The sequence below is a fragment of the Pirellulales bacterium genome (genome assembly GCA_019636345.1).
GTDB lineage: Bacteria > Planctomycetota > Planctomycetia > Pirellulales > Lacipirellulaceae.
Map to the genome: position 1 here is coordinate 89,090 of JAHBXQ010000004.1, position 11,920 is coordinate 101,009.

At 64.6% G+C, this 11,920-nt stretch carries 9 protein-coding genes; 4 read left to right on the forward strand and 5 right to left on the reverse strand.

Going from position 1 to position 11,920, the window contains the following annotated elements; genetic code table 11:
- The first annotated feature begins 155 nt into the window (after window positions 1–155).
- The 4 genes from KF688_11075 (at window position 156) to KF688_11090 (ending at window position 4,771) form a co-directional block, all read left to right on the forward strand.
- The gene (locus tag KF688_11075; protein ID MBX3426213.1) at window positions 156–989 is read left to right on the forward strand and encodes a hypothetical protein; all 834 of its coding nucleotides are present in this window, start codon (window positions 156–158) and stop codon (window positions 987–989) included.
- A 120-nt stretch (window positions 990–1,109) separates the two neighbouring features.
- Window positions 1,110–2,192, forward strand: a complete 1,083-nt coding sequence (locus tag KF688_11080) for a PEP-CTERM sorting domain-containing protein (GenBank protein ID MBX3426214.1) — start codon at window positions 1,110–1,112, stop codon at window positions 2,190–2,192.
- Window positions 2,193–2,454: 262 nt separating this feature from the next.
- Window positions 2,455–3,822 carry a Gfo/Idh/MocA family oxidoreductase gene (locus KF688_11085; protein ID MBX3426215.1) on the forward strand — a complete coding sequence of 456 codons (1,368 nt, stop codon included), beginning with the start codon at window positions 2,455–2,457 and terminating at the stop codon, window positions 3,820–3,822.
- Between the two features lie 55 nt (window positions 3,823–3,877).
- Window positions 3,878–4,771, forward strand: coding sequence for a sugar phosphate isomerase/epimerase (locus KF688_11090; GenBank protein ID MBX3426216.1), 894 nt, complete (start codon window positions 3,878–3,880; stop codon window positions 4,769–4,771).
- Between the two features lie 56 nt (window positions 4,772–4,827).
- Here the strand turns inward: KF688_11090 and KF688_11095 are convergent, their stop codons facing one another.
- From KF688_11095 to KF688_11115, 5 genes are all read right to left on the reverse strand, one after another.
- Window positions 4,828–6,357 (reverse strand): hypothetical protein, encoded by a 1,530-nt coding sequence (locus KF688_11095; GenBank protein ID MBX3426217.1) that lies wholly within the window; start codon window positions 6,355–6,357, stop codon window positions 4,828–4,830.
- A gap of 74 nt (window positions 6,358–6,431) precedes the next feature.
- Window positions 6,432–7,304, reverse strand: coding sequence for an NAD(P)-binding domain-containing protein (locus KF688_11100; protein ID MBX3426218.1), 873 nt, complete (start codon window positions 7,302–7,304; stop codon window positions 6,432–6,434).
- Between the two features lie 21 nt (window positions 7,305–7,325).
- The gene (locus KF688_11105; protein ID MBX3426219.1) at window positions 7,326–8,864 is read right to left on the reverse strand and encodes a four-carbon acid sugar kinase family protein; all 1,539 of its coding nucleotides are present in this window, start codon (window positions 8,862–8,864) and stop codon (window positions 7,326–7,328) included.
- A 4-nt stretch (window positions 8,865–8,868) separates the two neighbouring features.
- A complete protein-coding gene (locus tag KF688_11110; GenBank protein MBX3426220.1) occupies window positions 8,869–9,909 on the reverse strand; it encodes a Gfo/Idh/MocA family oxidoreductase in 1,041 nt (346 codons plus the stop codon).
- A 2-nt stretch (window positions 9,910–9,911) separates the two neighbouring features.
- Window positions 9,912–11,858 (reverse strand): hypothetical protein, encoded by a 1,947-nt coding sequence (locus KF688_11115; protein ID MBX3426221.1) that lies wholly within the window; start codon window positions 11,856–11,858, stop codon window positions 9,912–9,914.
- Window positions 11,859–11,920: the final 62 nt, after the last annotated feature.

Here is an 11,920-nt window from a genome sequence, read left to right on the forward strand (position 1 = left end):
TTCACTGAGATCTCAGTTAATATACCCTTCAGTTGACCTATTCGAAACAGTCGTTTCGACCGCTTTTCTCGATCATTCCTTGGCTTTTCGCTCACTCGGCCGCTTCTGGCCGGTCAATCACTCGTTCCTTATCGCTCTAGCAACTGGGGGGTCTCATGAGTCGGACCAATTGGTGGTACGTCGCGATCGGCATCGTGGCCTGGTATCTGTCCGCCCCGGCCGCCTCGGCCGCGCTTGTTCCTTACGTCGAGAATTTCGACGACGACGTTCTGGGGACTTCGGCCCCCGCCGAAGGGGGCGCCGAAAACGGCATCTTCCTGCCGCAGGGTCCCTCCCACGTCAGCGGCGTCTCTGCGTGGGAAGTCGTCGCTGGCAGCGACTACGCCGGCGATCAAGAATACCAAGTGACGAACACTCGCAACGGCAGCAACAACAACGCCAACTCGGCGCTCGACTTCGCAGGCAGCATCGGCAACGGGTTGACGAGCAGTTACACAGTTTCGGTCGATTTTCGACTTCTGGCCTCGAACAACAACAACTCGACGATTGGACTTGTCCTGTTCGGCGATTCCCCGGTGTTCAATGACGGATATCTCGCCGACATATCGATCGGCGGCACGCTTCGGCTCTTTAATCTCAGCGCCGGTTCCGCAATCACGAGCACGCCGACGGCCGCCTTGGCGACTGACAAGCTGTATCGGTTGCGGACGAGCGCCGAATACGACCTGGGCGCCGGCGTGATGCGGCTTGCCTTGGAACTCGACAACCTGACGGACAACACGTCGTTCGCCACTGGAATCCCATCGATCCCGCTCGCGGCGGTGAAAACTGGAACCTTCGTCGGCTTCCGCACGCGGACGCTCAACACCAACGGATCGCTCATCGTGGCTTTTGACAATTTTAGCGTCGTGCCCGAAGCGGGCGCGATGAGTTTGGTTGCGGTCGCAGCAACCTTGGCATTCGCGGCTCGGAGGCGGCTTGGCCGCTAGACAACGACGTCGCGAATTGTGCAGGGGCGCTTGCGCTTGCCGTTCCTGCAACTATGTTCCATGCGCGAACGGCCGAGCTTGCAGCAGGCCGTCCGACTCTTCTCTAACAAGGTGGCTAAGATGAAGCACAGGACTTCGAATCGGGCCCGAATCTCGGCTTGGTCGCGCGGCGCCGCCCTGGCAGTCGTCGCGACTGCGGGGCAGGCCGCTCAGGCCGTTACGGCGCCGTATTACAACGACTTCACCTCCGACATCAACGACGTCACGACCTACGTCCAGCCGAACGATCCCTTGGCCGATCCGCTGGTGTACGACGGCGAATGGGTCCTCAACACGACCGACGGCGTGCTCAAAAATCGCACCGGTCTTGCCGGCGGTTCTCAGCGGACGAACGGCGCCTGGGTCGACGTCGACAACGCCGCCGGCGCCAACGTGACCGTCAGCACCGACTTTAAGATTCTCAACACCGGCTTCTCGGCGAACACGACGCTCGGGTTGCTCGGCATGTTCGACGGACTCGATCCGGTGAACGGCTCGTATTATTTCTTCGACTTTCGTCCGCGCACCGGTTTGATGCGGCTGTTTGAAGTGAACAGCGGCGCGTCCAATCTGCTCGCTTCGGGCAATCTGGGCGGCTTGGCCACGGGCGTTCTCGACATCCTCGACGAGTCGACCGGCGAATTTCGCGTCTTCAGCATGAGCTTCGAACTCCTGCATACGACGGCCGACGACGGAATGGGGGGGGCGGTTCCCGCGATGCATCTCAAAGGAACGCTCACCGGTTGGGCTCCCAACGGCAACAGCAATAACGGCGATCCGGTCGATACCTACACGACGACGATCGAAGCGATCGACGCGGTCGCCCCCCTTACGACAGGCAATGTCTTCGGCCTTCGAAACCGCGGGGGCGGCAATACGGCCGTGTACGAAGTCGACTATCTTGACTTCGCCGTCGATGTCGCGGCCGCGCCCCTGGCAGGGGACTTCACCGGCGACGGCATGGTCGACGGAGACGATCTGACCAACGCCACATCGGGCTGGCAGGCCCGCTACGGCGCGGACTTGGACGGAGACGATTTTCTCGTGTGGCAACGGAACTACGGCGCCGGCGTTCCGGCGGCCGTCGGCGTCGTCCCGGAACCGGCTACGCTCGTGCTGGCGGCATTGTTCGTCGCGACGTTCGCGTTGCGGCGCAGGCGTTAGCTCCAACTCGAATGCGGGGCAGTGTGTCCGCCTTCAGCGGTCCTTCAGGCTCGATGCGTCGAAGAGGTCAATCCGGTTTCCAGGCGAAGGCGCTTGGGAACGGAGCAGTCTCTGCGGGGGCAGGGGATTGCTCGCGGGGAGAACGTCCAAGCGCATCGCTCTCCTGGAGGTCCGCTGGGCGGGCGTCGGCGGTCAAGGTCCGTCCGCCGTTGCGGTCAACTGCCGCCATGTCGACGAGTCCCATTCACGGAGGCAATCGCTCATGTCCGCGCCCAGCCGTCTCGGCTCATCTCGCCGCCAGTTTCTGAAGCGGGCTTCGACGTTGGTCGCGGCCGCTGGCGCTCCGTACTTTGTGCCGGCCTCGGCGTTTGGCGCGAATGCCCCCAGCAATCGCATCACGATGGGCTTCATTGGCACGGGCAACCAAGGGACGCCGATCATGCAGAAGTTCCTGGCGCACCCGACGTGCCAAGGAATTGCGGTGTGCGACGTCAATGTCGGCAGCTACGGCTATCGAGGCGAACGTGATTTCTACGGCCGCGAGCCGGCCCAAGCGATCGTCAACGAACACTATGCCGAGCGGCGCAGTTCGGGGAGCTACCGCGGTTGCGACGCCTATCGAGATTTTCGCGACCTTCTCGCGCGCGACGACATCGACGCGGTGACAATCTGCACCCCCGACCATTGGCACGCTCCCATGGCGTTGCTGGCGGCCGAGGCGGGCAAGGACATGTATTGCGAGAAACCCCTCAGCCTTACGATCGCCCAGGGGCGGACGATGGTTGCAGCGGCCGAGCGACATCGTCGCGTTCTGCAGACGGGCAGTCACGAACGTTCCAACCCGGTGGTGCGTCAGGCGTGCGAGCTGGCGCGGAACGGCTACATCGGCGAGGTGAAGTCGATCCTCACGCACGTCGGGGAGCACAATATGATCGGCCCCGGGCCGGGCTGGCAGCCGATGCCCGTACCCGAGGGATTCGATTACGACATGTGGCTCGGGCCTGCGCCGGCGGTCCCGTATCACCAGGACCGGTGTCTCTATCGGTTCCGATTCAATTACGATTACTCGGGGGGCCAGGTCACGAACTTCGGCGCCCACTCGCTCGACATGGCCCAGTGGGGGCTGGGGATGGACGACTCGGGTCCTGTCGAAGTCGAGTACGTCGACGCCAAATACCTGCCCGAGGGGAGCCTCTTCACGGCCGCGACCCACACGACGTTCAAGTGCCGGTACGCGACGGGCGTCGAACTGACCTGCACCACGGCCATGCCCCCCGTGAAGATTGTCTTTGAAGGGTCCGAGGGACGCATCTCCGTCGAGCACGGAGGCCTCGGCTTCGTCACGGAACCGGCCAGTCTGGCTGACGTGAAGCTTCGGGACGACCAGCTTCTCTCGACGAGCGTTGATCATCAGCTCGACTTCCTGAACTCCGTGAGGACGCGCGAGAAGCCCTGCGCGACCGGCGAGATCGGCCACCGCAGCGCTAGCCTGTGCCACCTTGGCAATATTGCCATCAAGCTGAAGACGACGGTGAAGTGGGACCCGGCAGCCGAGCGGTTCATCGGCTCCGCCGCCGCCAATGAACTGCTCGACCGCCCCAGCCGCAACGATTGGCGCGGCGTGGCTTGACGAGCGAATCGCTCGAAGCCGCGACGACCTCCGCAACGTACGCGTTCAAGTCGGCATGTCTCCACCCCTGAAAATCGATCGGCGCGCTTGGCTCAAAGCCGCCGCGGCTCCGCTGGCTTTGTCCGCGCTGGGAACCCAAGCCGCCGACAACTCGTCCGCGGTTTCCCTCTGCGCATTTGAGAAGTTCATTCAACGGCTGAGCTGCCGTGAACTCGCCGACGCGTTGGCCGAGATCGGCTTTGCCGGCGTCGAGGCGACCGTTCGCCGAGGGGGCCGCATCGAGCCCGAGAAAGTCGAGGACGAATTGCCGCGACTCGTCGAGGCGCTCGGCAAACGCGACTTGGAGGTCGCGATCGCCACGACCGACGTTCTCGATGCCGACGATCCCGCGGGCCGCAAAGTGCTGGAGACCTGCGCCGCGTACGGCATCAGGCGGTATCGCATGAGCCACTACCGCTACGATCGGCGGCGCGACATCCCCGCGCAGCTCGCCGAGTTGAAGCCCAAGTTCGCTGCGCTGGCCGAACTCAATCGTGAGTTGGGACTTGTCGGACTCTACCAAAATCACTCCGGGTTCGGCTTCGTCGGCGCGACGGTGTGGGACCTCTACGAACTGATCAAAGACCTTCCGCCCGGCAATCTGGCGATGGCGTTCGACATCCGTCACGCCACTGTCGAGGCGGGACTCTCCTGGGACGTCCTGTACCAACTGATGCGACCGCAGATTGGAGCCGTCTTCGTCAAGGACTTCCGCTGGCAGGGACGCGTCGCTGAGAACGCCCCGCTGGGGAGTTCGATCGATCCGGCTTTCTTCCGACTCCTCCGCCAAGACGCGTTCTCCGGCCCCGTCTCGCTGCACGTCGAATATCTTCCGGATGCAGGAGTCGCGGAGAACTTGCAAGCCCTCCGTCGCGACTACGCCTTGCTGGCCAAGTGGCTGGCCGCCTGACCCACTGCTCAGGAGTCGGTCGACCCGAACGGGCGTACGAGCGGCTCGCCGCTCCCTCAGTCTCCCGTGCGGAGGAGTTTGAGCGCCACGTCGGCTGCGAACGGCGGAGTCTCCAGTTCGCGAGTTCCGCCGGAGTGCGAGAACGATTCGCTGTGATCGATCGCTCCGGTTCGCGGGTTGAGCCAGTCGACTTGGTATGCGCCAGGAGGGAGCCTGAGCGTTATCGGCTCGACCCGCTCGATCTGCTCGAACTGCTGCGGGTCGTCCGGCTTGAAGGGGAGTCGGGCGTGAAGATAGACGGCGTACGCTTTGCTCGGCTCGGAGAGGGTTCGCGCCACGAGGTCCGCGGAGACCGATTGCACCGTCTCGTCGTCCGGACGCATGCTCGTGAAATCGAAGCTCTCGATGAATCGTTTGAGGATTCCCAACTGCGTCCGCAGTTCAGGGCTCCCGCCGCCCGGCGACTGGTACTGCCGAAAATCTCCGGCCGGGCGGTCGACCGTGAACGAGTAGTCGAGATTGTTGTAGATCGCCCCGCCGGCGAGGATGAAGTCCCAGCCCTCGGTGCGATACAAGACGTCCTCTTTTCCTCGGAACCCCGTCTCGTTCTCGCCGATCGGCCGGTCGAGATGGTCGTTGTCCCGCACGGCGTCAGGGGGCGTGCAATAGTGGAAGTTGAACACCGCCGTCGCGGGATGGGGATCGACGATCCGCTTGGTCTTGTTGGCGACGTTCTGCGAGATCAAGTGCCGGCTCGGAAGCCTGCGCTCCGTAGCAACGATCTCGTCGATGATGCGTCGTTCCCATGCGTCAGGGACGTCGCGGGCGTACGGCTCGTTGCAAATCTCCAGAATCACGTTGTCGAACCTCTGCAGCGCCGTCGTCAATTTGCGGACCGCCGCCAACTGCACGGCGAGCAGGCGATCGTGCTTCAGCGAAAGCGCTTCGCTCTTGTCGCCGTGGCCGACGTCGTTGACGTTGTTCGCCCCGTTGAGCGGCGAGATCCGCCAGAGGTCGTCCTCGTACAAGGGGCAAAACAGCGTGAACTCGACGACGATCCCGTGATCGCTCGCCTGCTGCATGTAGTCGTCGAGTCGTCGGAAGTATCGCTCGTCCCAGACGGCGAGATCGAACTTGTTGCCGCCGTCGTTAGCTCCAGGGACGGAGCTGCGAGCCCATGGCGCCAAGTACGCGTCGGCGGCCGGGGCGAGCGTGTTGGCTGTAATGCCGAACGACGCGGCCGTTTCGCGATAAATCCCCGAGAAGGTCCGCGTGTGATTGAGACCGTCTTTGGCTAGAGTCTGAAAGTAGCGGCCGTAATCGAACTTGGCGTTGCAGAGCGAACCGTAGTGCTCGCCCGAAGTGATCAAGATCGCAGGCTTGCCCCGCCACAGAAAGTAGCGCGGATTGTCTGGGTGCAGCGCGATCGGGCGCGGGGGCCCCGTCGTCTCAGGCGCAGCGTTTTCCCCGCTGGCAATCCAGCACGTGCCGCACGTCAGCGCGAGCAGTCCGTCGCGAAGCGCCCTGCGGAGGAAGCCCCTGCGCGCCGCGCGACCCTGGCCGTCAAAGCGGATGAACAAGTTCAAGGCGGTTTCTCTCCAAGGGGCTGCGTCGTCGACCGGCGCGCGGGACTCGCTCCGCCGCACCGTCGCCGGCGCTGTCAAGACGCCTCGCCGTTGCCCCGATGTTCGGCGGCGAGATCAAGCGACGTAATCCGCTGCACGCTCGCCATCACCTCGTCGTCGGAGAAGATCCCTTCCCAGTCGTCGCGGAACAATCGTCGGCGGGCCAGTTTCATCGCCTCCTGGGCGCCGGCCGAAAACTTCCAGTCGATTTCGTCGAACAGGATGGCAAGCTCGATGTTGATATGCCCCATGATGAAGTCCCGAGCCGCTTCGGCCGGCACGCCCCGCTCGACGGCGATGTCCAGTCCTCGCCGGATGACCGACAGGCAGGTCGCGGCCAGCGTCTCGGAAAGAGCCGGCTCGAGGATCGCCATCTGCTCGACGGTCACGCGATGCGATCGCAGCACGGGACCGAACATCTTCTTGGCGATCGCTTCGCCGCGTGCGAAATCTTCGTTCGAGCCCTGCATCAAAGCCGACACCACGGCCTGCTTCGCCAGCCCGCTGCCGAAGAAATCGCGGCGGCTGGTCATGTCCTCCTCGTCGTTGAACACGGGAGGATGAGCCGGGTGGGTGACGAAATAGCTCAGATCGGAACGAACCGCCAGCCGGCCGGCGTGGGGCGCTGCCGGATCGAGGCAAATGACCATCGCCCCCGGCTTCATCTTCGGAACCAATTCCGCGGAGGCCGAACCGATCAGCCGGTCGGGGACCGCAAGCAACACGACGTCCGCCTGCGGGGCTGCGGTCGCCGCGTCGGTGACCTCGATCCCCAACTCGTGCAGCCGTCGGCGTCCCGCTTCCCCCGTTTCGACGTACAAAAGTCGATACTCGGGATCGTTGCCAAGTCGCGCGCAGGCGCGGGCGCCCATGTTGCCTGCCGCTCCGATAATTGCGATGGTGATCAAGGGACGTTCTCCGGGCTAGGTTCATCTCCGTGCGGCAGATGCCGACGACGGAGTCGGGGAATCAACAGGGGACGCCGAGCCGCGAGGCTCGACGAGAGGCGAGCAGACGCGTCCGTCACGGACGCGAACCAAATAGTCCGCGTAGCCGACTTGGCCGCCCTTGAAGGCGATCTCCAGTCCCGTCGCCAACGTGTCGTCAGATCGACCATGCGCCCGACAAATCGGCGAACCTGGCGCCACTGGGGCGAGGTATTCCAGCGATTCGATGCCGAGCTGTCGGGCGACGTAGCCCGACGTATCGCCGCCGGTCACGGCCACGCGCTGCAGCGAGGTCTGCTTGACGATCTGTCGCAAGATCTGGCCCAAATGCGAGCCGATGATCTCCGCGGCGCTGAGCCCGTCGGTGCTCAATGCTCTGCGCTTGGCGAACTGCTTGATGCGTGCGTCGTCGGGGCCGCGGCTGGTGTGCAGCACGACGCTGACGCCGGCGGAGAGAAGCGCCGTCGCGTCAGCGACGACGTCACGCACCACGTCGCGACTGTTCTCGGCAAGAAGTTGCGACGGATCGACCGGATAGTCGACGAAGCCATGCGCCAGGGCGAACTCGATCTGACGAGCCGTCACCGGCGAGCAGCTTCCCGAGACGCAGACGATCTGCTTCACGGCCTGAGCGGACGTCGGCGCGGGCTGCGGACTCAACAGACCTGTCTCGATCCAGTGCGCCGTCAGAGCGTACTCGACCCCCGAGGAACCCACGACAAACAGCGGCAATGGCGCCCGGGCGCCGCTCGGCGGGACGACCGCCGCCATCGCGGCCTCGCCGGCGAGGTCCCAGACGACTTGCCCGACGACCGGCAAATGGCTCGGTTCGACCGAGTCGAACACCACCGCTTCGGCCCCGTCGCGCGACGCTCGATCGAACTCGGCCCGAGCCGCCGTCGCGCCGCCGGAAACGTGCGAGACGTCCGCCAATCCGATCCGCATCGTCGTCTCGCGCGCGAGCAGCAACCGGACGTCGCTCTCGTGGATCGGAGTCGTGGGATGGCACGACATCGTGGGGTGCCGATCGAGCCGATAAACCGGGCTCTCGAGACCCGACCGCGCGAACACGTTGCCGAACGCGCAGTAGCGGCCCAAGATCGGCGCCCCGACGACGATGGGCGTGGCGATTGTGCTGAAGCGTTCTCGAGCGAGTTCCAGCGCCCGCCCGATGCTGCCGACTGCGGGCGAAGAGTCGAACGTCGAGCAGACCTTGTAGTGCACCAGCGGGGCGCCCAGCCGTCCCAATGCGTCGAACGCCGCCGGCAGCGCCGCATCCATCTGGGCGGGCGTCATGGAGCGGCTGACCCCCGCGACGCCCACCGCGCGCGCGTGAGGATGCCTCGCGAGCATTTCCGGCGTGGGAGGTTCCAAAAACAACACCGCAGGCAGGCCGGCGTTGGCGAGCGCCTCCATCACGTCGGCGCTGCCCGTGAAGTCGTCGCCGTAGTAGGCGAGCGTCAACGGCGGCAGCGGGACGCGACGAACGGCGTTCACCCCCGGTCCGGGCTTGGTTTCCATTTGCTTACTCCTCCTCCGCGTCCGAACGGAGCTTGACGCTGCAGCCTGTCGCCGCTGATTCGTACGCCGCCTCCACGAGCTCGAGCGTGCGCAGATTGTCGGCCGCGGTCGTCTCCGCGGGCGCCGTGGAGCGCAGGTCGGCGGTCAGATTCTGCAAGCACGGGACGATGCTCGCGTGAACCACGTCGTAATCGCGGTCGGCCCAGGGATACTGGTACGGCGCGTGACGTTTGACGTCGGTCAACTCCGACGTGGTCGTTCGCACCCAATAGTCGGGGCCGAGTTCGATCGATCCGCGTTCCCCCTCGATCAGCAGGAAGGTTTGCGGGAAGCGTTCGTTCTCCAGCCGGCTGGCGTAGCTCATTTCGCAATTCACCGTCGCCCCGCCGACGGTCCGGAGCATGACTGTTGCGACGTCTTCGCCGCGGATGCCCTGGTGAACCCGGCACGTCTGGCAATACGCCGACTCGAATTCCCCGAACAGGAACCGCGCCGCATCGAGGACGTGCGTTCCGATGTCCATCAGCAGGAAACGTTCGAGACTTCTCAAAAACGGCTGGTTGTCAAAAACGGGGAAGCTGTTGCTGTACTGAATCCGGGCGCGAAACACCTTGCCGACGGCATTCGCATCGAGCGCCGCCTTCACCGCGCGCAGCGGGGTTTGCCAGCGCCAGTTTTCGTGGACCAGCAACCTTGTTCCCGCCTCGCGGCATGCGGCGATCATCGCTCGCACGTCGGCGGTCGACTCCGCCAGCGGTTTCTGGCAGATTGCGTCGAGCTTGTGCTTTGCGACGAGTTCGACGAAGCGCCGATGCGTGCCGACGTCGGTGACGACGTCGATGAAATCGAACTCCTCCGCGGCCAGCATCGTCTCGACGTCGTCGTAAGTCGCCGGCACGTCGAATTCTGCTGCCAGTCGATCGGCCTTGCCCCGCGTGCGATTCGCGATGGCTGTGCAGCGGACTCCAGGAACGTGGCCCCACGCGGCCAACTGGTACTTGGCCCAGAATCCGGCGCCGATCATCCCGAATCGAAGCGTCTTCATGCTTAAGCATCCTCGCCGATGAGGTCGAACGTCGCGACGCCGTAGGGACCGATCGTCGTCGGGCGATCGACGGCGAAGCGGCTCCAGCGGTTGCGAAACTCCGCCGGTTGCCTCGCCGCCGACTCGGCCGTCCCTTCGTCGAGAAAACGACTCCGCACCATTCCAGCCTCAGCCGGAATTGCGTCGGTGAGATGAACGAGCGCGTCTCGCGGGCGCAGGTTGGCGACGATGAGTCGCTGCCGCATACAGCGCCGCAGGGCAAGGGCGTACAACTGCATCGGACTGCCGATCGACGTCGCGGCGAACTCGGCTCCTGCGAATTCGCCGATGTCGGCCAGCACGTGATACGCCGGAAACACGGCGCCAGGTTGCGAGGGGAACTTCTGCGGAAGCGGCGAGCCCGTCGCTCGTTCCATGAGCCCCCGCCAGCCGATCGTTTCGAAGTAAGTCAAGCGATCGGCGCCAGCGGCGGCCAACTCCCCGACGCTCGCCACGGTCCAGGCTGCGGCGAACGGCATGCGCTGACGCGGGTCGACAGAATCCGGAAGTTCCCCGGGCTGAGTCTGCCCATCCGTCGCTGTTGCGTTGGGATTGAACCGCGGCCGCAGGGTAATCGGCCCGACGACGATCGGCAACCCGCCGCTGAACGCCGCGGCGCTGCCGACGGTCGCTCCCTGCGCCTCGAGCGTCTCCATCAGCGAGGCGTCGTCGCATGCGTGCACTTGCGGATTGATCGAATAGCAGACCCCGTCCACCAGACGGAGATCGGGGCGCTCGCGATTCAGCTCGGCGAAGTACGCATCCGTTCCGCCCAGGATCCGAGCGCCAGGCGCAAGCGGGCGCAAGTGCCGCCGCGCCGCCTCAAGGCACGTGGCCGGGCTCGCTTTCGAGCCTGAGCGGAGGATCAGCCAATTGGCGATCGACGACGGACGCGCCTGACAAGTCGCGGCCAAATCGGCAAGTTCCGCCTCGAAGTCGTTCGTCAAGACGATCGCGAGGTCGAGCGGAGTCTGGAGCGATTCCGACAGCTCGTGTGCCGTTCGCAGCCGCTCTGTCCAGTCTGCGTTCGTCATCGCGACTGCGTGTCGCAAGTGCCCTGGCCGAAGTTGCCGCAAGCGCCCGACCTCGTCGGCCGAATGCCCCGGAACGTCATCAGTGGTGCACAACCCGAGCGACGGCAGGCGGCGCCCGTCGAACCGCAGCGAGGGCAACCGCTCGCCCCGAGAGTGGACGTCCGCAGCGATCCGAGTCGGCGTCGCATGACGGCGGAGATCGCGGACAGTGATCCGCACCCTTTGCTCGATCGTGCTTCCCGCCTCGACGACGACGGGAAACGGAAGCTCCAGCGGCGTGCAATAAGTCTTGTAGGACGCATCGGTCCAGTTTCGCTGATCTTCCATCTCAAACACGTCGCCGGCCAACGCGATTTCCACTTCGACTCCGCTGGGCAACGCATGGCGCAGCGCGGCGAATCCCCGCATCGGCTGGTGAGGAGAGATCGACACGGGGAAGACGAACTCGGTTTCCCGCCCGTCGACCAGCAGCACGCGACACGTCTGTCCGGCGCATTCTCGCACCGGATGGAGCACGCAGAACCCGATGCGATTCTTGAGAAAGGTGCGCTCTGCACGCCCTTGCATGCGATACTCAATCTCTCCTCCGGCGCTTCCGACGATCCGGCCCGACCAGCGAAAGTCGATCTCCTCGGCCCGGCACTCCGCGTCGAACGTCGCTGTGAACGATCCGCCGTATTCCGTATTCTGCTGGTCGACGACCAGATTGGCGATTCGCGGCTCGATCGTTCCCCAATTCCGATCGCGCACCGCGACGTAGACGCCGCGGACGACCTCTTCGTCGCCGCAGCGCACGTAGCGCAGGCAACCGCTGGCAGTCTCGAAATGTGCCTGCAGCGGTCCCGCATTCAGTTGTCGTGTCGGGGCGGAGCTCATGAGGTCATGGCAGGCGTCAGGGGAGATCTCGGGGCAATTGCTGCAATTCGGATTCGGGATCG

Bases quoted from the DNA above. Each gene is read 5' to 3' on its own strand.
- KF688_11080 (MBX3426214.1), top strand. From the start codon at position 1,110: ATGAAGCACAGGACTTCGAATCGGGCCCGAATCTCGGCTTGGTCGCGC.
- KF688_11110 (MBX3426220.1), bottom strand. From the start codon at position 9,909: ATGAAGACGCTTCGATTCGGGATGATCGGCGCCGGATTCTGGGCCAAG.
- KF688_11075 (MBX3426213.1), top strand. From the start codon at position 156: ATGAGTCGGACCAATTGGTGGTACGTCGCGATCGGCATCGTGGCCTGG.
- KF688_11115 (MBX3426221.1), bottom strand. From the start codon at position 11,858: ATGAGCTCCGCCCCGACACGACAACTGAATGCGGGACCGCTGCAGGCA.
- KF688_11105 (MBX3426219.1), bottom strand. From the start codon at position 8,864: ATGGAAACCAAGCCCGGACCGGGGGTGAACGCCGTTCGTCGCGTCCCG.
- KF688_11085 (MBX3426215.1), top strand. From the start codon at position 2,455: ATGTCCGCGCCCAGCCGTCTCGGCTCATCTCGCCGCCAGTTTCTGAAG.
- KF688_11090 (MBX3426216.1), top strand. From the start codon at position 3,878: ATGTCTCCACCCCTGAAAATCGATCGGCGCGCTTGGCTCAAAGCCGCC.